We start from the raw sequence: 21,888 nt of genomic DNA, 5'->3' as shown, positions 1-21,888 counted from the left end.
GATCTTTCGGTTTCTCAGGCCGCGCGGGGCATGGCCTGGGTGGCGAAATTGCGGGCCGACTGACGCTGCTCCTGGATGTGCAGCTTTTCGACCATCACCAGCAGGTCTGTGACGCCGCCAGCATTGCCGTGGCTCCGACCAAGGCGTCGCAACAGGCGCTGCGATACCGTATCGAGCATCGTTTCTATTGCCGAACGCGACGTCTGGCGCCAAAGCATAGTCGCCTCAACGAAGAGGGTACTGATGTCGCGCGGCAATCCAGCGGCTTCAAAGAGGGCACGCACCGCATGCATGCGTCCGGTGCCGAGAATTGAGCGTACGCGGAGCTCTCTGCAGCCTGAAAGATTGGCGACGGCGCCGGCAAAGAAATCGACCTTGCCGCTGCACAGCGTGTGCATAAGGAAAGCCGGCGTCAGGCGCCCGGACAGCCTCAGGTGCTCGACCATTCCCGAGATTTCATCGTGGTTCACGTTGCCCGCGATTGTTACAGTAGCCGCCTCGCCCGCTTCGCGGGTCACATGCTGCAGGCGGCGCGGGCTGAGGGTTGCCTGTACGAGCGAAAATTCCGCCAGCGCGTCGCTGACCTGCTGCATCAGCAGATGGCGGGCATCGCAGGGCAAGTCGTGCATCTCCAGCAGCAACCGGCGGATATCGGCGGAATGGCCGAGCCTATCCGTGACACGCTTCAACGAAGCGCGCGTCCAGCAGGCCCCGCTGTTCTCCAGCAGGCAAAGAACTTCCTCTTCGTCGCCGATCTCGGCAATGGCCGCGACGATAGAAGGACCGAGCGCTCCGCGCGAGGCAATCAGCACCCGCGTGACGCTGTCGCCGCGCGAGGACAGGTCGACGAGATCGGCGTCGTTGAACAGCGGCGAGCAGAGGATGACCTGGGCAGCAATTTCGGGTTGGTCCGTTGCCAGCGACAGGATGACGTTGCGCGGCGCATCTGCTGCATGTGCCAGCGCTTCCGCGAGGGACAGGCGGACGCGCGGCGATGGATCGTCAAGCAGGAAAGTCATCGCCATCTCGGCCGCATCGCGTTCGGCAGCTGGCATGGTTGTGCCAAGATACGCCCGTCCGAGCGCATTGGCAGCCCTTGCCCTGTCGCCGGCCTTGGCCGTTTCCGCCCAGCGAAGAAATGCCTCTACGATCACTTTTCCGGCCTCGATGTTGGGGACGGCTGTCGTCCGCTACTGTGATTCCGAGGCTAGCGGCAAAAAGTTTATGATTGGTTCACCATAGGCGTTAAGCGTCCGGTAATATTGTCGAATTGCCCGGCGACGGGTAAATCGACATCGAATTACGACTTTGGCGTGGGTGGACGCAGCAGTTCGAACACGGTGCTGGCCTCGCTGTAGTCCATATAGCCCATGCGTCCCATCGGCTGTGCCAGCTCCATGTCGAGGCGCCCGTCGCGGATGATTGCCTCGTCGATGTGGATGCCGACGACCTCGCCGAACACCATGAAATTGTTCGCCGGCGTCCCGGACAAGGTCATCGGATTACGGATTTCCGTCACCCTGCATTCGAGCACGGCGAAGGCCTCCGCAACATAGGGTGCATCGATCAGATGAGCGGGTGCCGCCGTCAAGCCCGCGACAGCAAACTCGTCGATCCCATAGGGTACGCTCACCGAAGAAGCATTCATCTGGTCGACCAGGTTGCGGCTGACGAAATTGGCGGTGAAGACGCCTGTTTCCTCGGCGTTCCGGGCGCTGTCCTTGCGGCCCTGCGAGGAAAACATGATGATCTTCGGGGTGTCGCAGACAGCGTTGAAGAATGAGTAGGGGGACAGGTTGATCGAGCCATCCCTGCCCTTGCTGCCGATCCAGCCAATGGGCCTTGGCGTGACGATGGCTTTGAACGGATCGTGGGACAGGCCGTGCAGGTTGGTGTCCGTGCTGTAGAACATCAGCCGTCGCCTCCGCCGACCCAGGTCACGGTGTCGCTGAGTTCAGGCCGCGGCCGCTCGGTGATCGGGAAGGTGGTCGATCCGACATGGATGAAACCCGCAACCTTCTCGCCGGGCCTGATGCCGAGCAACGGATAGGCGCGCTCGTCATAGGCAAACCACTCGCTTAGCCAGTTGGCGACATAGCCATGGGCGTTGGCCGCCATCGACAGGTTCAGGCAGAGAGCCCCCGCCGACAGGATCTGCTCCCATTCGGGCACCTTGACATGAGGTCCGGCGGTGCTGACGACGGCGATGACGACAGGCGCGCGGGTGAACCGGGCGAGTTCGACCTTCCTCATTTCGTCGGAAAGGTCAGGCTTTGCCTCTAGCGCCAATTGCAGCAGCGCCTCGCCGATCTTGGCTCGCTCGTTGCCTTGGTAGACGATGAAGCGCCAGGGGGCGAGCTTGCCGTGATCCGGCACGCGCGAGGCAAGTCTCAACATGTCTTCGAGTTCGCCCCTGCCCGGTCCGGGTTCGCACATCTGGAAGGCAGGCGTAGACCGGCGGACAGCGAGGTAATCGATCAGCGTGATGTCGTTTTTCATCAGAAATTCCATCGTGGCGACAAGGTCGCAAGGGTCATGAATAGCGATGCCGGTTTGTCGCTGTCGGTTGCGCCGATGTCAATTGCCGCTGCAGGGACAAAACCATGCGAAACCCGGGGGCGATGATGGCCAAGGTCTTGAATTTGCCACCGCGTTGGTCTTCTGTTGCGGATTGGTACGCGTCATCGATCGGTGGGAATTCATGTCGGCTTTTGTTCATACCGGTCGTATAGGCCTGACGGCGATGCTTTTGCTCGCCACCGGCCTTTCCGTCCGGGCAGACGATGCCTTCAAGGAATTCAAGCAGCTCAACAGTACGGCGAAAATGCCGAAGCTCAACGCTTTCATCTCTCCTGGGACGGACAAGAAGGCAGCCGCCATCCGCGATGTCGCACTCGACGCCAAGTTGACGGCGGATGGACCGCCTTTGCAACAGGGTCTGTCCTGGTACGTGTTCAGTCCTGTCGCTGGCGGTGACGGAAAACTGCCGCTGGTGGCAAGCTCCAAAGGCGGTTCGGCGGCCTTTCAGCTCGGCCCCGGCGATTATTTCGTCAACGTTTCATTCGGTCGCGCCGGCGTTACCAAGAAGCTCACGGTGCCGGAAAGCGGCGAGACGCAGAAGCAGGTCATGGTGCTCGATGCCGGCGGTATCCTGCTCAACGCGGTGTCCGGCTCCGATGTGAGGATTCCACCGGCCGAGCTCAGCTTTTCCGTCTATTCCAACGAGGTGAAGGAGGACGGGACACGCGGCCTCGTCATGTCCGACGTCAAACCGAACACGCTGGTGGGCCTCAGCGCCGGCACTTACCACATTGTCTCGGAATACGGGCAGGTCAATGCCATCATCCGCGCCGATATCCAGGTCGAGGCCGGCAAGGTGACCGAGGCGACGATCCAGCATCGCGCCGCAAAACTAACCTTCAAGCTGGTGTCGGATGCCGGCGGCGAGGCCATCGCCGATACGGCCTGGTCAGTGCTGACGGCCGCCGGCGACATCGTCGGCGAGAGCGTCAGCGCCTTTCCGACGATGATTTTGGCCGAGGGGCGTTACACCGCGGTCGCCCGCAACAAGGACAAGATCTATCAGCGGGATTTCAGTGTCGCGGCCGGCAAGAACACCGATGTCGAGGTGCTGATGAAAGAGCAACAGCCGCAGGATCTGCAGGATCCGGAAAACGGACCTGACGACCAGATTCCGCAAGCACCTTCAACGCAGGCGCCGCCCGTACAAGCGCCGACCGCGCCTCCCGAGGCCGGAGCAACCTCCGCCGTTCAGCCGCCGTTGCCTGCCGGCGACGACGGCACGAGCATGGATTAGCCGGGCTCAACTCAGATCGGCCAGACTCAGCTCGCGCGGCTGAAAACGAGGCGCTTTGGCGGCGCCATCGAGAACACGGCGCTGTAAAGTCGCGACAGCAGATCCTTGCGATCAGCACCCTCGCTGAGCTTTTCAAACGTGATGAGTTCGCCGATGTGTGAGGTGATCGTGCTGCCGGAGAGGCGTCGGAATTCGCGGATCAGCATAGAGATGCGTAGCGTCAGGGATAGTTTGCTCGCAAGGTGGAACAGCCGGCCGTTCTGGCCTTCGAAATAGATCGGAATGACGGACGCCCGGGCTGCCTGCACAAGCTTTGCCGGGAAAATCTTCCAGGGCAGATCCTCAGCCAGCCCGAAGCCCCGTTTCGCCGTGGCGACGCCGCCGGCGGGAAAGACGATGATGGTCACGCCCTCCTTCAGGAGACGAACGGCCTCGTGACGGGTCTGCATGTTCATCGCCATCGCCTCGCGGGTTTCCTCGAACGATATCGGCAACGAATAGGCGCTCATCTCCGGAACCTTGAGCAGTTCGTCGTTGATCAGCACCCGGAAGGGGCGACCGAGTTGCTCGGCAAGCGCCAGCACCGCGATTCCGTCGCCGATGCCGAAGGGATGGTTGGCGACGATGACGAGCGGCGTATCGGGCAGGTTCGCCGGCGGCCAGGCGCCGCGCACGTCCATGCGGATGTCAATAAGATCCAGCATCTTGCCGAACACCCGGTCGCCGGAGGCAAAGATGTCGCTGCGCCAGATGTCGTAAAGCCGCGCGTAACGATCCCGGCCCGACAGGCCCTCGATGGAGCGAATGAACCAGCGCTTCAGCCGGGGGTCACGGTCGTTGGCGTAGGAAAGCACTTTGAGCTTCACGATTGTTCCGGGTAGGCCCCGCCCCTGATCACACTGGCGTCGGTATATTACACTTCGATGTCAGTTCTCTGACAGAGCCAGCACGGCCCTGTCAGAAAGTGATCGCTCAGGCTGCCCGCGCCGCCTTCTCCGCTGCCTTGCGGCGAACGTCCGGCGGCGTTGCTTCCAGAGTCAGGCTATCGATAGCCGCGTCGAGCAACATCGAGGTCTGTGCCTGCGAACCGAGGCGGCGGATATTGACCGAGCGCTCCTCGGCTTCCTTCTTGCCGCAAACGATGATCACAGGCACCTTGGTAACGCTGTGCTCGCGGATCTTGTAGTTGATCTTCTCGTTGCGGAAGTCGGTCTCGACCTGCAGGCCTGCCTCGCGCAGCATCTCGGCCACTTCCATGCCGTAGTCGTCAGCCTCGGACGTGATGGTTGCAACGACGATCTGCTGCGGTGAAATCCACAGCGGCATGTGACCGGCGAAGTTCTCGATCAGGATGCCGAGGAAGCGTTCCATCGAACCGCAAATGGCACGGTGGATCATCACCGGCTGGGTCTTTTCCGAGTTCTGGTCGATGTAGAAGGCGCCAAAGCGTTCCGGCAGATTGAAGTCGACCTGCGTCGTGCCGCACTGCCATTCGCGGCCGATTGCGTCACGCAGCGTATATTCGAATTTCGGACCGTAGAAGGCGCCCTCGCCCGGCAGGATGCCGGTCTTGATACGACCGCCCGATTGCGCCTCGATGGTCTGGAGCACTTCCATCATCACGGATTCGGCGCGATCCCACAGGGCATCCGACCCGACCCGCTTTTCCGGCCGTGTCGACAACTTAACGACGATTTCCTGGAAGCCGAAATCCTCGTAGACCGAGAGGATGAGATCATTGATCTTCAGGCATTCGGCGGCCATCTGTTCGTCGGTGCAGAAGATGTGGGCGTCGTCCTGCGTAAACCCGCGCACGCGCATCAGTCCGTGCAATGCGCCGGAGGGCTCGTACCGGTGAACGTTGCCAAATTCTGCAAGTCTCACAGGTAGTTCGCGGTACGACTTCAAGCCATGCTTGAAGATCTGGATGTGACCGGGGCAGTTCATGGGCTTCAGCGCGAAGACGCGTTCGTCGTCGGTCTCGTCGCCGGCAACCGTCACCTTGAACATGTTGTCGCGGTACCAGCCCCAGTGTCCCGAGGTTTCCCAGAGCGACTTGTCGAGCACCTGCGGCGCGTTGACTTCCTGGTAGTCGCGCGCAAGGCGCCGGCGCATGTAGGATACCAGCGACTGGAACAGCCGCCATCCCTTGCCATGCCAGAAGACCACGCCGGGTCCCTCTTCCTGGAAATGGAACAGGTCCATCTCGCGGCCGAGGCGACGATGGTCGCGCTTCTCGGCTTCAGCCAGAATGTCGAGGTAGTTGTCGAGTTCCGATTGCTCGGCGAATGCCGTACCGTAGATGCGGGTCAGCATCGGATTGTTGCTGTCGCCCCGCCAGTAGGCGCCGGCAACCTTCATCAGCTTGAAGGCAGTGCCGATCTGGCCGGTCGAGGCCATGTGCGGGCCACGGCAAAGGTCGAACCAGTCGCCCTGGTAGTAGATCTTCAGATCCTGGCCAGCAGGGATCGCATCGACCAGCTGGACCTTGTAGGTCTCGCCCTTGTCGGCAAATACCTGCTTGGCCTTTTCGCGCGACCAGATCTCTCTTGTGAACGGCTTGTTGCGCTGGATGATCTCCTTCATCTTCTTTTCGATGACGGGCAGGTCGTCCGGCGTGAACGGCTCGTTCTTGGCAAAGTCGTAGTAGAAACCGTTCTCGATCACCGGACCGATGGTCACCTGCGTACCGGGCCACAGTTCCTGCACGGCTTCTGCCATGACATGTGCCGCGTCGTGGCGAATGAGTTCCAGCGCGCGCGCGTCGGTACGGGTGACGATTTCGATCGCCCCTGAGGTCACCGGTTCGGAGAGGTCTTGTACAGTGCCGTCTATGGTAATCGCAACGGCCTTCTTGGCCAGCGACTTCGATATCGATTCGGCAACATCCCGGCCTGTTGCGCCGGCTGCAAAGCCGCGCACCGAACCATCGGGAAATGTCAGGGAAATAGCGTCCGTCATCTTAAGCTTCCTTATCCAGTCCCGCCAACCAATGCGGGTGGTGCGTTATATACGAGACGGGGCCATCGACCGCCGATCTCGCAGCGCCTGATAGATGTTTTTGGGCTTTGAGTAAAGATCAGGCAGGCCCTTCGGGTTCTACCCGGCCGTGTGTGTCTGGCACATCAGGCAGGCGGCGAGCGGCGCAGCGCCAGATATCGCCACGGCGTCCACCACCGGTATCTGCGCTCGAGAACCTCAGGAACGGGATCGAAGCCGCTGCTGCCGCCGGGCCCGCAACTGCCGATGCGAAACAACGTCATCCAGCCGCCGGGCCAGAGGCCATGTCGTGCTATTGCCTCATAGCCGTATTCCGAACAGGTCGGCAGGTGGCGACAGGAATTGCCGATGAAGCCGGAAAGTGTCAGCTGGTACAGGCGGATCAGGCCAATCCCGAGCAGCCGGTCCGGGGTTTTGCGGAATGGACCGCTAAAGTTTCTGGACTGGCCGGGTTTTCGACCGTGGCCGTGCGCTTCGCACATGGTCAGGCCTCCACGGCTATGCCGCGTTTGGCCTCGATCTGTTCGATTGCATCGATCACCGCATCGAATGTCAGCATCGTCGATGCATGCCGCGCCTTGTAGTCCTTGACCGGGCGGAGGTATCGCATTTCCTCGAATCGGCCGATAGGCCCCTCGCCGTCTGCCTTCAGCATCGCCAGCATGTCGCTTTGAGCTTGGCGCAGTTCAGACACGGTCGCCCCGATAACATTGCGCGCCATGATCGACGATGAAGCCTGGCCGAGCGCGCATGCCTTGACGTCGTGGGTGAAGTCGCTGACCACATTTCCATCGAGTTTCAGCCATATGGTGACGCGGGAGCCACATAAGCGCGAGTGCGCCTTGGCGCTGGCATCCGCATCCTCAATCACACCGATGCGCGTTATGTTGCCGGCAAACTCAAGGATTTTGGTGTTGTAGATGTCGTCCATTGCGCTCCGGCCTCCGATACGGCGGTCACTGTATTCTAAACGAAAAACAAACCGTGTCCGATCGAACACTTTCACATCAAGGGTGCCGTACTATATGTATCTCGTTCGTAGGTCATGATTTTACAACGCTCTTTTGCGAGTTTCACCCGAAACAGTGTACGACGGCCGCGAGAATCTGGACGGATGGACTGATTTTGCCGAAGCCTGTCCGGCCGGCAATGTCGATGACGAGACTGAAACGATCCCTATCGCGGATCAGGAGAGCCTGAAATGGACGCTGTGTTGAAGAATTTGGCGCTGACCGACACCCACCCGGATCGTCCGACTCAAAAAGAAGCCGAGGATGCCGTGCGGGTCTTGCTCCGCTGGGCCGGTGACGACCCGACCCGGGAGGGATTGATCGACACCCCGGCACGCGTCGCCAAGTCCTATCGCGAACTGTTTGCAGGCTATGAACTGGACCCGGAAAATGTACTTGGCCGTACCTTCGAGGAAGTGGCCGGCTATGACGACATGGTTCTGGTGCGCGACATTCCGTTCTTTTCCCATTGCGAGCATCACATGGTGCCGATCATCGGCAAGGCTCACGTGGCCTACCTGCCGAACGGCCGCGTTCTTGGCCTCTCCAAGATCGCTCGTGTGGTCGATATCTTCGGGCGCCGCCTGCAGACCCAGGAAACCATGACCGCGCAGATCGCTACCGCAATCGACGAGACACTGCGCCCCCGTGGCGTCGCGATCATGATAGAGGCTGAACACATGTGCATGGCCATGCGTGGCGTGCAGAAGCAGGGATCGACGACGCTGACGACACGGTTCACCGGTTCTTACAAGGTCGATCCGGCTGAGCAGGCGCGTTTCATGACGCTGGTGCGCGGACGCTAATGTAAGGTGACGGGCTGCGATGATAGGATTCAGGGAGCCTTCCCGCGACAAGGCGGAACTTGAGGACAACGGCGACTTCACGCCGCGTTTCGATGATGGCGGTCTGATTACCGCTGTCGTCACGGACGCCAGTGATGGTGTCCTGCTAATGGTAGCGCACATGAATGCCGAGGCTCTGTCCCTGACGCTCAGCACCGGCATTGCGCATTATTTCAGCCGGTCGCGCGCCAAGATCTGGAAGAAGGGCGAAACGTCCGGCAATCTGCAGACGGTGGTGGAAATTCGCACCGATTGCGATCAGGATGCCATCCTGCTGAAGGTCGAGGTGGGTGGCCACGCTGCCACCTGCCATACCGGTCGTCGCTCCTGTTTCTACCGGGTTGTCGAATTGCAGGACGGCAAGCCGGTGGTGCGAATCGTCGACGCCCACCGTCACTTCGACCCACGCGATGTATATGGCCATTAAAACAAATTGATGCGGCTGGGCATTACAGTTTTAAGCCCTGTAGACGTATGATGTTCAGGCAAACAAAAAGGGACGCGATATAACAAGAGGCGCGATACGTCTCGAAGGAAGACAAGATGTTGAACTGGCGTTTCAATCGTCAGGGAGCCGGACAGAGTTCGGCGGTTACCTCCCCGGCCAAAGGCAACGATCTCTCCGCAAGGGCCCTCATTCCAGTCCTTCCGAGCAAAGCGAAAATCGCCTTGGCGCTGGGCGGCGGCGCAGCGCGAGGCTGGGCGCACATCGGCGTGCTGAGAGCGCTCGACGAGGCCGGAATCGAGATCGGTATGATTGCCGGCACATCGATCGGCGCACTCGTCGGCGGTTGCTATCTGGCCGGCAAGCTCGATGAACTCGAAACATTTGCCCGCTCGCTTACCATGCGCCGCATCGCCAGCCTGCTTGACCTGACCATTGGCGGAAGCGGTCTGTTCGGCGGCATGCGGCTGACCAAGCGGATGCAGGAGCATCTGCAGGGGCTGAGCATCGAGGACCTGCCGAGGCCATTCGTTGCCGTGGCGGCCGAACTCAACACCGGTCATGAGGTATGGATCACCAACGGATCATTGATCACAGCATTGCGGGCATCCTACGCCCTGCCCGGAATTTTCGAGCCGGTGCGCAACAACAACCGGACGCTGGTTGATGGCGCGCTCGTCAATCCTGTGCCGGTCTCCGTCTGCCGGTCCTACGAGCAGCCGCTGGTCGTCGCGGTCAACCTCAATTACGATCTCTACGGCCGCTCCGCCGTGGTCAAGCACAACGCTCTGCGGCCTCCGACAGACATCCATCGCCAGCCCGAAGCGCCGTATACCAGGCTCGGTATGACCGGCGTCATGGTGCAGGCATTCAATATCATACAGGACAGGATTTCGCGCGCACGTCTTGCCGGGGACCCACCGGACCTGGCGCTCCATCCTCGACTGAGCGATATCGGCCTCTCCGAGTTTCATCGCGCCGGTGCGGCCATCGATCGCGGCTATGAAGAGGCTTCGGCTCGACTTCCGGAAATTCGCCGCATGCAGGAGGCCTATGCCCGCTAAGGCGGGTGGGCGGCGCACATTCCGCAGTCGTGGCTGGGGAGGCGCTGTGATCAGCCCCTCCCCAGGAGATTTCATCCAGCGATATAGGCCTTGATCTGTTCGGCCTCGAGTTCAATCTCGCGGATGTGGGCCTTGACGACGTCGCCGATTGAAATGATGCCGCTGAGCTTGCCCTCGTCTTCCACCGGCACATGGCGAAACCGTCTTTGTGTCATCATCTCCATGACCTCGTCGACCGTCGAATCTTCGCTGCAGCGAACGATGTTATAGCTCATCACTTCCACGACCGGTTGGTCGAGGCTGGAGCGGCCATATTTGGCAACAGCTTTTACAACGTCCCGCTCCGTGAATATGCCGGAGATGGTGCCGCCGAGCGATCCGATCACCAGCGCACCGATGCGGTGCTCCGCAAGGATGGCGGCGGCCTCAAGCAGTGTCGTGTCCGGACCAACGGTCACCACGGCGCGACCCTTGGCGTCCAAAATGGATTTTACGGAAATTGGCATTCGATCCTCCCCTTTCGAAATCGCAATAGGATTCCGGTCGCCCGTGGTCTCCTCCCTCCGCGCGGCCGGAATTCGATGTTGCACTCAGGTTGCCGGGAATGCAACCTTCAGCCATCGATGGCGGCGACGTCTTCAGGCGGCGTCGGCAATTCTATCGGGCGGTCGAACAGCGAAAAGAGCAGGAAACCGAAGATAAAGCCGCCGACATGAGCGTCCCATGCCACGTCCTGCGATCCATCGCCAATCAGCGGCATGCCGAAGGCGATGAGGATGTTGGTGAAGAACCAGAACAGGATGAACATCAGGACTGTCCGGCTGCGCAATGCGCCAATGATCGAAAGTCTTGGATTGAGGTGCGATTCCATCGGGCGAGGCCCGCGTTTCTCGGGCGGAAACGCAAAGCGGCAGGCGGCCCCCATCAGCGCCGAGACGACGCCCGATGCGCCGATCATCAACGTCATCTGGCCCCAATGGATGGCGGCGTTGAGTGCTGCCGCTGCGATTGCAGAAAGTATCCAGAATGCGATGTAGCGCACCGGGCCGATGCGGCGGGCCACCGGCGCACCGAAGGCCATCAGCCACAAGCCGTTGAACAGGATGTGCTCGATGCTCGCATGCAGCAGTGAATAGGTCACCGGCGTCCAGAGCCACTCCAGACCCTGCTGCAACAAAGGCGTCACGTAGCGGCCCGGCACGAAGCCGAACGTGAAGAAGAACCAGTCGAGCGTATCGGTCGAGAAAAATACCGTCTGGATCAGGAAGATCGCGAGCAGCAGGCCGAGGCTGGCGACGAGGACGGGAGGCAGATTGAAGATCGGTGTGCGTGGCGGAGGCGCGTCTGGGCGGTTCTCCACGCTCGGGGGAAGCTTCGGCACATCGTCTTGCATGTCATGCTCTTCGTCGTGAAAGGAAAAAGCAAGGCATACAGGAGCGGTTGCCAAAAAAGAAGCCGCCCGATTAAGCCGGGCGGCTGGCAGTTGGTGCTGTCACCCCTTGAGAGAATTGTCATCCTCGATCCCACGGGACGACATCGCCAGTCAATCTAAACGCTTCGTTAACCCTAACCCGGCTGCCGTGGCACGGAATAAGCATGGGATGATCCAACGGGCGGAAATATCCGTCATCCTGCACCGAATTGACACACGGACTGACCATGCGACTGGATACGAGCTTTGAACTGTTTACCTACTGGAACAGCATCCGAGGGATCGCCGACGCTCCGCTGCGGTCCGAAATCGATCCGGGCGCCATCCGCCACATGCTCCCACAGGTCTTCATCCTGGAAGCGGCCGACGTCGGCGGTCCCCGGTTTCGACTGGCGGGCACGATGATTTGCAGCCTGTTCGGCCGGGAGCTTCGCGACATGCCTTTTTCATCGCTGTGGACCGGCCAGGGTGACGATGCCGTCACTTTTGCCAAGGGCGTCATGGACGGCGTGTCGCCGGCTGTGCTCAATGCAACGGGCAATGGCGGCTATGGACGCTCGATGACATTCGAGTTCATACTCCTGCCGATGCGCTCCTCCCCGGATCGCTGCGACAGGGTGCTGGGCTGCCTGGTGGCGACGAGCAAAAGCACCTGGCTTGGAATGCAGCCCCTCGCCGGTCTTCGTCTCGATCGCGGCCGCACCATCGACAGCCGGACGGGCTTGCGCGAACCCGAAACGCCTGCGCCGCGATCTGCAGCATCGGCTTTGGCCAGCAAGCGGTTGGGACTGTCCCTTGCCGTTCGCCGGGCGCTCAATCTTTGACCTCGGAGCGTCAGCGTGCTTCGGCACCCACGATACAACCTGTGCTCTTTTGGGGCACGGCGACTGAGTGCATGACGTGCATCGAATTCAACGCGCGGACGGCGGCCAATCATCTATTAACAAATTTCTGCTACCAGTAGTGCGAGCCTCACAGGATCAAGAAGTCGCTTTATGCACTCATTCCAGCCAGCACTGACGACGCGGAGTGCGCCGCGCATGGATCAAAGGACCTTTCAAAGGGTGCCGATCAACATGCAGGGTCGCCTGATGCTGGCCAATTACGATGAATTCGAGTGCATGGTCGTCGATATGTCGCCGGGCGACCTTTACGTCACTTGCGAAGGCAGGCCGCGCGCCAATGAGCGGGTCATCGCCTATATCGACCATCTCGGCCGGGTCGAGGGGCTCGTGATCTCGGTCGACAGCCGCGGCTTCAACATGTCGATCAACGCGACCGATCGCAAGCGTGAGAAACTCGCAGCCCAGTTGACCTGGCTTGCCAACAAGCACGAACTCGGATTGCCCGAGGACCGCCGCCATGATCGCCTGACGCCGAAGAGCGCGACGGTCGAACTGACGCTCGAGGACGGCTCCGTCTACAACTGCCGCCTCATGGATCTGTCGCTCTCCGGTGCTGCCGTCGATGTGGAAGCACGCCCTGCGCTCGGCATGGCCGTCCGCCTTGGCAACATGCGAGGGCGCGTCGTTCGCCATTTTCGCGAGGGCGTCGCGATCGAATTCCTGTCGTTGCAATCGCGCGATACGCTGCGCGAATTTCTCTGAGCCGAAAAGCCCACGACGCTTTGCGCGCCGTGGGTAAAGGCATGGTCCAATCCTATCAGAACGACTGGTAGGCTGTTATCACAGCCGCCATCTGGGTTGGATCCAATGCCTCCGCCTGTGACGCGGTGATCGCCTGCAACTGTGCGCTCGACAATCCGAAGATATCACCCGTGGAGAGGCCGGCAATCGCCGCCGTAGAGATCGAGGAGATGTCTGCCAGCGAGAAGGCCGACAGCCCGTCCGTGGTCAATGCCGCGATCTGCAGGGAATTGAGTGCCCCCACCTGGGCCGGTGTCAGGGCTTCGACCTGCGCCGTCGACATGGCACCGATCTGCGCCGTGGTCAGGCCGACCAGAGACCTTGCATTCAGGGCCGCGACCTGATCGGTCGAGAGCGCCGCGACGCTGGCCGTTCCGAGCGCCGCGATCTGCACCGCGTTCAGCGCCGCCACCTGATCGGTACTGAGGCTTGCTGCCTGTGCCGAACTCAACGCCCGGGTCTGGGCGAAGGTCAGTGCGGCGATCTGGCTTGTCTTCAGTGCCGCCATCTGGTCCGGTGTGAGCGACGGGATGTTGGCGCTCGCCAGCCCCGGCAGCGCAGCCGCTCCGATGGCTGCAATGTCGTCCGTCGACAGGACCGCCACATCCGCACTGTTGAGGCCACCGACCTGCGCGGCGCTGAAGCCTGCAAACTGGGTCGGAGTCAGCGCCTCGACCTGGCTGGTCGACAACGCGGCCACCTGGGCTGCCGTCAGGCCGGCGACGGCCTTGGCACTGAGTCCAGCCATCTGGTCGGGCGACAGGGCGGCAATGCTGTCGCTGGAGAGCGCCGCGATCTGGAGAGAGGTGAGCGCGCCGATCTGCGAGGATGTGAGGCCGGGAAGCTGCGCTGAAGTCAGCGCGGCAATCTGTGCCGTCTGCAGGGCAGCCAGCTGACTGGCACTCAGGGCTGCGATCTGGTCGGCGCTGAGGGCAGCGATGTTGCTGGATGACAGGCCGGAGAGTGCCGAGGCGGTGATCGCCGCGATATCGTCGGCGGTAAGAACCGCAACATCGCCCGCAGTCAGGGCAGCGATCTGGCTCGAGGAGAGGCTGGCTATCTGCGATGCCGTCAACGCGTTGATCTGGTTGCTGGACAAGGCACCGACCTGCGCCGTGGTGAGGCTGGCGACGGCCTTTGTGGTAAGCGCCGCAATCTGATCGCCCGAGAGGGATGCGATGCCTGCAGTCGACAAACCGGGTATCGCCGCCGAGACGAGGGCAGCCACCTGTGCCGTCGTCAGCGCTGCGACCTGGTCCGCCGTCAGGGCGGCGATCTGAGACGACGTCAGGCCGGCGACCTGGGCTGCGGTCAGCCCAGCAGCCTGGTCAGGCGAAAGGCTGGCGATATTGTCGCTGGACAGCCCCGACATTCCGGCTGCGCTGATCGCGGCCAGATCGGCTGTCGAGAAGGTCGCGAGGTCGGCGGTACTGAGGGCTGCAATCTGCGAGGAGTTCAGCGCACCGATCTGCGATGCGGAGAGGCCGCTGACCTGGTCTGTCGTCAGGGCGGCGATCTGCGCGGAGGTCAGGCCCTTCATCGCAGTTGCCGTCACCGAGGCGATCTGGTCTGCGGAAAAAGCTGCAATGTCAGCTGTCGAAATGCCGGAGATGGCGGATGAACTGAGCGCCCCGATCTGCTGGGTCGTGAGGCTGGCAATCTGTGCCGTCGTCAGTGCCGCGATCTGTGCGCTCTTCAGTGCCGCGATCTGCGTCGTCTTCAGCGCTGCGGCCTGTTCCGGGCTGAGTGCGGCGATGGCGGTGGTCGAGAGGCCTGCCAGGGCACCCGTCCCGATCGCCGCGATGTCGTCTGTCGAGAAGGCCTGGAGACCTGCCGTGCTCAGGGCGGCAATCTGGGACGAGCCGAGACCTGCCACCTGTGCCGAGGTCAGCGACTGGATCTGGTCGCTGGATAGCAGGGTAATCTGCGTCGATGTCAGGCCTGCGACCGCCTTGACACTCAATGCTGCGATCTGGTCGTCGGAGAGAGCCGTGACGCTGCCGGAGGAGAGAGCCGTGACCTGTGCGGCGCTGAGGGCGGCCACCTGCGTGGTGCTCAGGGTGCCGATCTGCCCGGACGCAAGGCCGGCGATCTGGGCGGTCTTCAGGGCTGCGATCTGGCTTGTCTTCAACGCCGCGATCTGGTCGGCGCTGAGGGACGACAGGACATCGCTGGAGAGGCCGGACAGCGCTGCGGTGCTGACAGCTGCTACTTCATCGGCTGAGAAGGCCGCGAGATCCGCTGAACTCATGGCGGCGATCTGGGCGGAGCCGAGGCCCGCAACCTGCGCCAAGGTCAGCGATTCCACCTGATCGACCGACAGGGCGGCGATCTGTGCCGAGGTGAGACCTGCCACGGCCTTGGCACTGAGGGCGCCGATCTGTTCGTTCGACAGCGCGGCGATGGTGGTGCTGGACAGTGCGCCGGTCTGGGCTGCCGTCAGGACGGCTACCTGCGATGTGCCGAGTTCGGCAATCTGGACGGCACTCAAGGCTGCGATCTGTGCCGTCTTCAGGGCGGCAATCTGGGTGGCCTTCAGTGCTGCCGTCTGTTCCGGCGAGAGGGCGGCAATACCGGCGCTCGACAGGCCTGAGAGCGCCGCGTTGCTGATGGCTGCAACCTCGTCTGTGGAGAGGACTCCGAGGTCTGCGGTGCTCAGTGCTGCCAATTGCGCGGAACTGAGGCTGGCGACCTGGGCGGATGTGAACCCCTCGATCTGCAGCGTCGACAGGGAGGAGATCTGCAGCGAGGTAAAGCCTGCAATGGCCTTGCTGTTCAACGCGGTGATCTGGTCGCCGGACATGGCCGCAAGGCCGCCGGCGGACAAGGCCTTGACCTGCGCCGAGACCAGTGCGCCGACCTGCGATGCCGTCAGGGCAGCAATCTGGTCGGACGAAAGGGCCGCGATCTGGCCGGACTTCAGGGCCGCGATCTGGGTCGACTTCAGCGCCGCCGCCTGATCCGGGGTGAGCGCAGCGATACCGTCGGTAGACAGCCCTGTCAGGGCGACCGCGCTGATGGCGGCGATTTCGTCGGGCGAGAACGTCGCGATATCGGCGGTGCTGAGTGCTGCAATCTGGCCGGAGTTGAGGCTTGCGATCTGGCTGGATGTCAGAGCTGCAGCCTGGTCCGTGGAAAGGGCCGCGATCTGGGCTGACGTCATGCCGGCGACGGCCTTGGCATTGAGCGCGCCGATCTGGTCCGCGGACATGGCGCTGACGCTGGTGCTTGCCAAAGCCTTGAGCTGCAGCGAGTTCAGCGCGGTGACCTGGGCAGTCGTCAGCGCCGGTGTCTGGGTTGCGTCGAGCGCTGCGATCTGGGTTGTCTTCAGGGCGGCGATCTGGGTTGGCTTCAGGGCGGAAAGCTGGTCGGAAGTGAGAGCGGCGATATTGGCGGTGGACAGGCCCGGCAATGCGGCAACGCTGATTGCGGCGATATCGGCCGTCGAGAAGGTGGCGAGGTCAGCGGTATTGAGTGCGCCGATCTGGGCCGCAGTCATGACGCCGACCAGCGCCGGAGTGAGCGCCTGTGCCTGCCCTGTCGAGAGCGACGAGATCTGCTGCGTGGTAAGGCCCGAGACGGCCTTGGTGCTGATGGCCGCGACCTGGTCGGTGGACAGCGCGGCGATGCTGGCACTGTTCAACACCCTCACCTGCGATGCGCTCAAGGCGGCGATCTGCAAGGTCGACAGGCCCGATACCTGGTCGGAGGTGAGCGCTGCGATCTGGCCCGTTCTCAGCGCCGCGATCTGGATTGTCTTCAGGGCTGCGGCCTGGTCGGAGGTGAGTGCTGCAATGCTGGCGGTGGACAGGCCTGCCAGCGCTACCGTGCTGATCGCAGCCATGTCGCCGGAGGAGAAGGTGGCGAGGCCGGCCACGCTGACGGCGGAAACCTGCAGCGAGGTAAGGCTGGCAATCTGCACCGACGTAAAGGCATCGATCTGCCCCGTCGACAGCGACGATATCTGGCTTGACGTCAGGCCTGCAATCGCCCTGGTGCCGAGGGCGCCGATCTGCGCGTTGGAGAAGGCACCGACATCGCCGGTCGGCAAGGCCCTGACCTGCGTCGCGCTGAGGGCGGCAACCTGCGCGGTCGAGAGCGCTGGGATCTGGTCCGTCGTCAGCGCCGCAACCTGGCTGGTCCTCAGCACGACGATCTGGCTGGTTTTGAGGGCCGCAGTCTGGCCGGAACTGAGCACGGAAATATTGGCGGACGACAGCCCGGTAATGGCACTGGCGCTGATTGCTGCGATGTCGGCCGTCGAGAAGCCGGCGATATCGTCCGTCGACAGTGCTGCGATCTGGCCGGCACTGAGGGATGCCACCTGGGCGGGCGTCAGCGCCTCAATCTGCTGCGCGTCGAGCGCGCCGATCTGTGCGGTCTTCAGCGCCGCGATCTGCGTCGCCGAGAGGCCGCCGATCTTGTCGGTGGTGAGTATGGCGAGCTGGTCGAGGCTGAGGCTGGTGATCGAGGTTGCCGAGATGGCGGAAAGCTGGGCTGTCGAGAAGGAAGCAAGGTCTTCCGTTTCAAGCGCCGCGACCTGCGCTGCCGAGAGCGCCTTGATCTGCGTCGTCGACAACGCCGAAATGTCGTTGGTCGTCCAGGCCGCGATAGTCGTGGTCGCAAGCGCCCTGATCTGCGTGGCGCTCAGCGAGGAAATCGGCGAAATCATGTGGAACCCCTTTCATATCTTCACAGCCGCGAAGCCCTGCCCGCGCCCCCGCGAACAATGCACGCCCGAAATCACAGGGGACCCCGAACGCCCTCACAGCTCGGCCGCTTACAGGACGCGCACAAAGACTCGCCACGCTCCCCGACCTGAGGTGGTTATGGGAGGATGAGCTTGCCTGGGGCTGTCGGGTGTGGGGGTAGTGATGGGCATCGGGCCCTGGGCCTGAGCAAAGGCTACATGGATTAATCCGCGCGGAGATCCACAGTGCTGCATAAAAGGCACGACAGGATTGAACGCATCGATCCATCTTGGAGGCAGAAATCGGAAAGCAGCTTCAAAACTTTAAAATCAAGTGTCGCACTTATTTAGAAAGTCGGGTGCAACCATTTTCGAAAAAATCTGGTTGGAGGCACGCATGGTCACTTTCATACAGCGGTCAATACAAGAACTTGAAAGCCTTTATGTTGATGCTGCCCGAAGGCTACTTTGGCAAACAAGGCTCGGAATCCAGTCAAACGTCTGTGCTTCCTCGACTGGTGGAGCGGTAGCGTGTTCTCCAGATGGGACGGCGGAGCTATTGCCTGCGAATATATAACCAGAAGCGAATCGGTGCTTCACGTCAGAAATAAGGAAGGCGGGGGTCACGTTGCATCTGGACATCATCTCGGAGGGGCGACTGACAAGATGGTCAGGCTTATGGTGGGCGAGTACGTGGATGGGCATGTTCAGTTTGGCGACGCAGAACCGGCCAGCAGAAGATAATGCTCCCGCCTATGCGACTTTGCGGCAGATCGGTTAAGAGTTGGCAGAAACGTTGGCCGCACTACGGCAGGACCTCTGGCAGCATGCGACGCAGCCGACTGCTCCTGGTCCTCGAACAAAGCCGTACATTGAGAGATGATCCCCCTTGACCCTGAGCATCGGTTACATATCCGGTTCGTTATGTGTGGTGGCTACTGATCGCCGCATCTCGGGTGGCTACTCCGACGATGAGCACGGTAAAATGATCGCCCTGTTCGCAGGGGATGGCGTTGCAGCGGTCAGCTTTGCCGGATTGGCGAAAGTTTCGCATTTCGACACCCACCAGTGGCTCGCACATTCCCTCATGAACCGGGGCGGGGCCGGTGGCAGCCTTCGTGAAATTATCCGAGAGACCGCGAGCGACTTGACCAAGAGGTTTGCGGACAATCAGACGATAAAGTCCGTAGACCATCGGTTGTCTATCCTGTTTGCTGGATATGGATTATCGCCCACGGGATACTACCCCTTTTTCGCCTTGGTTTCCAACTTTCAACATCCAGATGGGCGGGGCTTGACGCCAGAGTTCAAGGCTTACCTTCACCAGCTTTTACCGGGTGGAGCCCATCTTGTACCCGTCATTGGTGACTACAGCGCGATCACACCAAGTGTGTTCTCTGAACTGAAGGGCCGATGTGTAGGGAAGAGTGTAGATCAGGTCGAGCGCATTCTGGTTGGTGGCATACGAAACGCTGCGCTCAAGTCAGAAACCATAGGCCAGCAGATAATGACGCTTTCCATCAATCCTTTTCAACCTCAAAACATTCGTGCCCGCTATCACTCCGCCGTAGCCAAGGCAGAACTGGCTTTTCCTTCGATGGTTTGGGCGCAACCCGATACCCGTTTAGCGGTCACTCGGGCGAGCGTCGTGGCTGAGAATGACGCCGACCATAGATTCATATTCCCGGCGCAGGGGCGCAACGCCCGATGCCTATGCGGAAGCGGCCAAAAATACAAACGTTGCCACGGTGTGCCCCAACCACTCCCACACAGCGCGGATATCCGGTAAAAGCTTGCGTGTCGTTTTAATCGTGATGGCTCCACTCTCAGAAGTTGGAGCCTCTGGCAGACCCAGTGCGGTTCATATCGGGCTTTCAGCGCTTCTCCGAGTTCGATGCCGGCCCGGTGAATAGCTCATCCGCTCGTAGCAGCGCGACCTTCGGACTATAAGCGCCGAGGCTACGAACCAGTTCGCTTCGTTGCAGCCCGTCGCCCAAATCTGCCGGGACGGCTCGTCGCAAATGAAATATGCGCCCACGTCGGACGATATTGGAAGGAAATGCCACGGCGCTTTGGTCGCTCTTTGTAGCAAATGCTTCACCCCGCCAGAGGTGGCGCGAGAAACTTTAATAGTTTCAATGATTTGGGATAAATTGGCTGGGGAACCTGGATTCGAACCAAGATTAACGGAGTCAGAGTCCGTCGTTCTACCGTTGAACTATTCCCCAATAGAGATCCCTGTGGCATGCCTCAGGTCTTCGCCGGTGCGTCGTCATATAAAGGATTCTCTTGGCGATGCAAGCCCCTGCCGGCGGGTGTTTTGGCTTAGTGCGCATTTTTATCGGCTGGCTTGGCGAGGCTGTTGTTTCTTCTTGCAAAAACCGCTCTGACGGGATGCGCTTGGGCTGCATCTTTGTGGCGAACGCGATTGCCCCCTGCCCTTGGCGCCGTTAATCTGCCGGCTCCGGACACCCGGATCGAAACCAACGAAGCAGATGTTTCATGGCCGCCAAGACCACGTTGAATGCGAAGAACCTCGAGACGCTCGGCGCCGGGCGGCTGTCCGAATTGCTGATCGAGATCAGCATGGGCAACGCGGCGCACAAACGGCGGCTTCGGCTGGAGCTGGCGGGGGCGCAGAGCACGGCCGAGGTGGCGCGCGAGGTGCGCAAGCGGCTGTCGTCAATCGACCGGGCAAAGACCCACATCGACTGGCGCAAGATCAAGGCCCTGAAGAGCGACCTCGAGACACAGCGTACGATGATTTCGGGCACCATCGCCGCTGGAGATCCTGACGAGGCAATGGACCTTTTGTGGCGATTTCTCGAGCTGGCCGGATCGATCTTTGCGCGCTGCGACGACAGCAATGGGGTGATAATCGGCAGTTTTCATGCGGCTTGCATCGATCTCGGCACCATCGCTCCTAAGGCGTCCCACCACAAGAGGCTGGCAGAACAGGTATTCGGCGCGATCAGGCGCAACGAGTATGGCGAATGCGACCCGCTGATCCCGGCGCTTGCAGCGGCCCTCGGACAGACCGGGCTGGCGCAGCTGAAAAAGCTGCTGGCGGGATGGCAGCAGGAGGAGTTCGAGGTGCCGAAAGAGCGCGTCCCTATCGGCTGGGGCATGAGTGGACCGGTCTATGCCGACGAGATCGAGGCCCGCCATCGGGACTCCGCCGTCCGCATCGCGCTGCAGCAGATCGCCGATGCCGAAGGGGACGTCGATGCCTTCGTCCGTCAGCACAGTGAAAAGTCGCAGACCGTGCCTTCCATTGCCGCCCAGATCGCCACACGGCTGCTTGCGGCCGGGCGGGCGGCGGAAGCGCTCGCGGCCCTCGACAAGGCGCCGCCGACAGGACGCCCGGCGCTGGATATCGAGTGGCAGCATCTGCGCATCGAGACGCTGGAGGCGCTCGGGCGCGAGGCGGAGGCGCAAGCTTTTCGCTGGCAGTGTTTCGAGCGGGACCTGAGCGTCGAACACCTGAAGGCGTACATCAAACGCCTGCCGGATTTCGACGATATCGAGGCAGAGGAAAAGGCCTTCGCCTATGTGGCCGACTTCGAGGATGTCCATACGGCGCTGATGTTCTTCCAGGGATGGCCGGCGCCGGCGGAAGCGGCAAAGCTGGTGCTTGCCCGCGCAGGCGAGATCGACGGCGATCTCTACGAAATCCTGGCGCAGGCTGCCGACTGGCTGCAGGAAAAACAACCGCTGGCAGCCACCATCCTGCTGCGGGCGATGATCGACTTCTCGCTGGAAGGCGGCCGCTCCAGCCGCTATCGCCACGCCGCCCGGCACCTTGGCACCTGCGCAATGCTCGCAAGCCGTATCGCCGATTTCGGCGCGTTCCCGGATCATGCTGCCTATGTCGCGGCGCTGAAGCGAAGGCGTGGCAAGAAGCATGGTTTCTGGAGCGCTGTCGGGTAAAGCGTAGTT

General features: G+C 61.4%; 19 protein-coding genes and 1 tRNA gene. 8 read left to right on the top strand and 12 right to left on the bottom strand.

Annotation, left to right across the window (positions count from 1 at the left end):
• Positions 1 to 14: 14 nt before the first annotated feature.
• The 3 genes from PR017_RS06930 to PR017_RS06920 all read right to left on the bottom strand — a co-directional run bounded on the left by PR017_RS06930 (position 15) and on the right by PR017_RS06920 (position 2,499).
• Positions 15 to 1,154, bottom strand: coding sequence for a DUF2336 domain-containing protein (locus PR017_RS06930; protein WP_111215743.1), 1,140 nt, complete (start codon positions 1,152 to 1,154; stop codon positions 15 to 17).
• Positions 1,155 to 1,300: 146 nt separating this feature from the next.
• Positions 1,301 to 1,912: a flavin reductase family protein gene (locus PR017_RS06925; RefSeq protein ID WP_111215742.1), complete on the bottom strand. Its 612-nt coding sequence runs from the start codon at positions 1,910 to 1,912 to the stop codon at positions 1,301 to 1,303.
• The gene (locus tag PR017_RS06920; RefSeq protein ID WP_111215740.1) at positions 1,912 to 2,499 is read right to left on the bottom strand and encodes a nitroreductase family protein; all 588 of its coding nucleotides are present in this window, start codon (positions 2,497 to 2,499) and stop codon (positions 1,912 to 1,914) included. The genes PR017_RS06925 and PR017_RS06920 overlap by 1 nt, the downstream gene beginning before the upstream one ends.
• A gap of 202 nt (positions 2,500 to 2,701) precedes the next feature.
• Here PR017_RS06920 and PR017_RS06915 point away from each other — a divergent pair, with 202 nt between their 5' ends.
• Positions 2,702 to 3,817 carry a hypothetical protein gene (locus tag PR017_RS06915; RefSeq protein ID WP_425070018.1) on the top strand — a complete coding sequence of 372 codons (1,116 nt, stop codon included), beginning with the start codon at positions 2,702 to 2,704 and terminating at the stop codon, positions 3,815 to 3,817.
• 26 nt (positions 3,818 to 3,843) lie between these two features.
• Here PR017_RS06915 and PR017_RS06910 read toward each other — a convergent pair whose 3' ends face one another.
• The 4 genes from PR017_RS06910 to PR017_RS06895 all read right to left on the bottom strand — a co-directional run bounded on the left by PR017_RS06910 (position 3,844) and on the right by PR017_RS06895 (position 7,748).
• Positions 3,844 to 4,683, bottom strand: coding sequence for a lysophospholipid acyltransferase family protein (locus PR017_RS06910; RefSeq protein WP_111215739.1), 840 nt, complete (start codon positions 4,681 to 4,683; stop codon positions 3,844 to 3,846).
• A gap of 106 nt (positions 4,684 to 4,789) precedes the next feature.
• Complete coding sequence (gene thrS, locus PR017_RS06905; protein ID WP_111215737.1) at positions 4,790 to 6,778, bottom strand: threonine--tRNA ligase; 1,989 nt, start codon at positions 6,776 to 6,778, stop codon at positions 4,790 to 4,792.
• Positions 6,779 to 6,942: 164 nt separating this feature from the next.
• Positions 6,943 to 7,299 (bottom strand): membrane protein insertion efficiency factor YidD, encoded by a 357-nt coding sequence (gene yidD, locus PR017_RS06900; protein ID WP_111215735.1) that lies wholly within the window; start codon positions 7,297 to 7,299, stop codon positions 6,943 to 6,945.
• Between the two features lie 2 nt (positions 7,300 to 7,301).
• Complete coding sequence (locus PR017_RS06895; RefSeq protein WP_111215733.1) at positions 7,302 to 7,748, bottom strand: iron-sulfur cluster assembly scaffold protein; 447 nt, start codon at positions 7,746 to 7,748, stop codon at positions 7,302 to 7,304.
• A 270-nt stretch (positions 7,749 to 8,018) separates the two neighbouring features.
• On the opposite strand from PR017_RS06895, the gene folE reads away from it, so the two are divergent.
• The 3 genes from folE to PR017_RS06880 all read left to right on the top strand — a co-directional run bounded on the left by folE (position 8,019) and on the right by PR017_RS06880 (position 10,181).
• Positions 8,019 to 8,633: a GTP cyclohydrolase I FolE gene (gene folE / locus PR017_RS06890; RefSeq protein WP_111215731.1), complete on the top strand. Its 615-nt coding sequence runs from the start codon at positions 8,019 to 8,021 to the stop codon at positions 8,631 to 8,633.
• A 19-nt stretch (positions 8,634 to 8,652) separates the two neighbouring features.
• The gene (gene hisI, locus PR017_RS06885; RefSeq protein WP_111215729.1) at positions 8,653 to 9,099 is read left to right on the top strand and encodes a phosphoribosyl-AMP cyclohydrolase; all 447 of its coding nucleotides are present in this window, start codon (positions 8,653 to 8,655) and stop codon (positions 9,097 to 9,099) included.
• A gap of 116 nt (positions 9,100 to 9,215) precedes the next feature.
• Positions 9,216 to 10,181 carry a patatin family protein gene (locus tag PR017_RS06880; protein WP_111215728.1) on the top strand — a complete coding sequence of 322 codons (966 nt, stop codon included), beginning with the start codon at positions 9,216 to 9,218 and terminating at the stop codon, positions 10,179 to 10,181.
• 71 nt (positions 10,182 to 10,252) lie between these two features.
• Here the strand turns inward: PR017_RS06880 and PR017_RS06875 are convergent, their stop codons facing one another.
• Both PR017_RS06875 and PR017_RS06870 read right to left on the bottom strand, forming a co-directional pair.
• Complete coding sequence (locus PR017_RS06875) at positions 10,253 to 10,687, bottom strand: CBS domain-containing protein (RefSeq protein WP_111215726.1); 435 nt, start codon at positions 10,685 to 10,687, stop codon at positions 10,253 to 10,255.
• A gap of 107 nt (positions 10,688 to 10,794) precedes the next feature.
• The gene (locus tag PR017_RS06870; protein WP_111215724.1) at positions 10,795 to 11,574 is read right to left on the bottom strand and encodes a rhomboid family intramembrane serine protease; all 780 of its coding nucleotides are present in this window, start codon (positions 11,572 to 11,574) and stop codon (positions 10,795 to 10,797) included.
• A 266-nt stretch (positions 11,575 to 11,840) separates the two neighbouring features.
• Between PR017_RS06870 and PR017_RS06865 the strand changes: the two genes are divergently transcribed.
• Both PR017_RS06865 and PR017_RS06860 read left to right on the top strand, forming a co-directional pair.
• Entirely contained in the window at positions 11,841 to 12,437 is a 597-nt protein-coding gene (locus PR017_RS06865) for a PAS domain-containing protein (RefSeq protein WP_133255530.1), read from the top strand.
• Between the two features lie 171 nt (positions 12,438 to 12,608).
• The gene (locus tag PR017_RS06860; protein WP_111215721.1) at positions 12,609 to 13,220 is read left to right on the top strand and encodes a PilZ domain-containing protein; all 612 of its coding nucleotides are present in this window, start codon (positions 12,609 to 12,611) and stop codon (positions 13,218 to 13,220) included.
• Positions 13,221 to 13,275: 55 nt separating this feature from the next.
• Here PR017_RS06860 and PR017_RS06855 read toward each other — a convergent pair whose 3' ends face one another.
• Complete coding sequence (locus PR017_RS06855; RefSeq protein ID WP_111215719.1) at positions 13,276 to 17,931, bottom strand: beta strand repeat-containing protein; 4,656 nt, start codon at positions 17,929 to 17,931, stop codon at positions 13,276 to 13,278.
• 907 nt (positions 17,932 to 18,838) lie between these two features.
• Here PR017_RS06855 and PR017_RS06850 point away from each other — a divergent pair.
• Positions 18,839 to 19,738, top strand: coding sequence for an SEC-C domain-containing protein (locus PR017_RS06850; RefSeq protein WP_111215718.1), 900 nt, complete (start codon positions 18,839 to 18,841; stop codon positions 19,736 to 19,738).
• An 85-nt stretch (positions 19,739 to 19,823) separates the two neighbouring features.
• On the opposite strand, the gene PR017_RS28295 is transcribed toward PR017_RS06850, so the two are convergent.
• Positions 19,824 to 20,015: a DUF6538 domain-containing protein gene (locus PR017_RS28295; protein ID WP_341798948.1), complete on the bottom strand. Its 192-nt coding sequence runs from the start codon at positions 20,013 to 20,015 to the stop codon at positions 19,824 to 19,826.
• A gap of 88 nt (positions 20,016 to 20,103) precedes the next feature.
• Positions 20,104 to 20,177: transfer RNA gene (locus PR017_RS06845), tRNA-Gln, on the bottom strand.
• A gap of 274 nt (positions 20,178 to 20,451) precedes the next feature.
• On the opposite strand from PR017_RS06845, the gene PR017_RS06840 reads away from it, so the two are divergent.
• A complete protein-coding gene (locus PR017_RS06840) occupies positions 20,452 to 21,879 on the top strand; it encodes a DUF6880 family protein (RefSeq protein ID WP_111215716.1) in 1,428 nt (475 codons plus the stop codon).
• The last annotated feature ends 9 nt before the right edge of the window (positions 21,880 to 21,888 follow it).

Origin of the sequence: Rhizobium tumorigenes, assembly GCF_003240565.2 — a bacterium.
In the GTDB taxonomy this organism is placed as follows: Bacteria; Pseudomonadota; Alphaproteobacteria; order Rhizobiales; family Rhizobiaceae; genus Rhizobium; species Rhizobium tumorigenes.
This window is presented reverse-complemented; position numbering and strand designations above follow the sequence as displayed.

Excerpts from the sequence above, each read along its gene's own strand:
- hisI (WP_111215729.1), top strand. The coding sequence starts at position 8,653 with ATGATAGGATTCAGGGAGCCTTCCCGCGACAAGGCGGAACTTGAGGAC.
- PR017_RS06870 (WP_111215724.1), bottom strand. The coding sequence starts at position 11,574 with ATGCAAGACGATGTGCCGAAGCTTCCCCCGAGCGTGGAGAACCGCCCA.
- thrS (WP_111215737.1), bottom strand. The coding sequence starts at position 6,778 with ATGACGGACGCTATTTCCCTGACATTTCCCGATGGTTCGGTGCGCGGC.
- PR017_RS06880 (WP_111215728.1), top strand. The coding sequence starts at position 9,216 with ATGTTGAACTGGCGTTTCAATCGTCAGGGAGCCGGACAGAGTTCGGCG.
- folE (WP_111215731.1), top strand. The coding sequence starts at position 8,019 with ATGGACGCTGTGTTGAAGAATTTGGCGCTGACCGACACCCACCCGGAT.
- PR017_RS06860 (WP_111215721.1), top strand. The coding sequence starts at position 12,609 with ATGCACTCATTCCAGCCAGCACTGACGACGCGGAGTGCGCCGCGCATG.
- yidD (WP_111215735.1), bottom strand. The coding sequence starts at position 7,299 with ATGTGCGAAGCGCACGGCCACGGTCGAAAACCCGGCCAGTCCAGAAAC.
- PR017_RS06840 (WP_111215716.1), top strand. The coding sequence starts at position 20,452 with ATGGCCGCCAAGACCACGTTGAATGCGAAGAACCTCGAGACGCTCGGC.
- PR017_RS06855 (WP_111215719.1), bottom strand. The coding sequence starts at position 17,931 with ATGATTTCGCCGATTTCCTCGCTGAGCGCCACGCAGATCAGGGCGCTT.
- PR017_RS06915 (WP_425070018.1), top strand. The coding sequence starts at position 2,702 with ATGTCGGCTTTTGTTCATACCGGTCGTATAGGCCTGACGGCGATGCTT.
- PR017_RS06925 (WP_111215742.1), bottom strand. The coding sequence starts at position 1,912 with ATGTTCTACAGCACGGACACCAACCTGCACGGCCTGTCCCACGATCCG.
- PR017_RS06865 (WP_133255530.1), top strand. The coding sequence starts at position 11,841 with ATGCGACTGGATACGAGCTTTGAACTGTTTACCTACTGGAACAGCATC.
- PR017_RS06895 (WP_111215733.1), bottom strand. The coding sequence starts at position 7,748 with ATGGACGACATCTACAACACCAAAATCCTTGAGTTTGCCGGCAACATA.
- PR017_RS06875 (WP_111215726.1), bottom strand. The coding sequence starts at position 10,687 with ATGCCAATTTCCGTAAAATCCATTTTGGACGCCAAGGGTCGCGCCGTG.
- PR017_RS06920 (WP_111215740.1), bottom strand. The coding sequence starts at position 2,499 with ATGAAAAACGACATCACGCTGATCGATTACCTCGCTGTCCGCCGGTCT.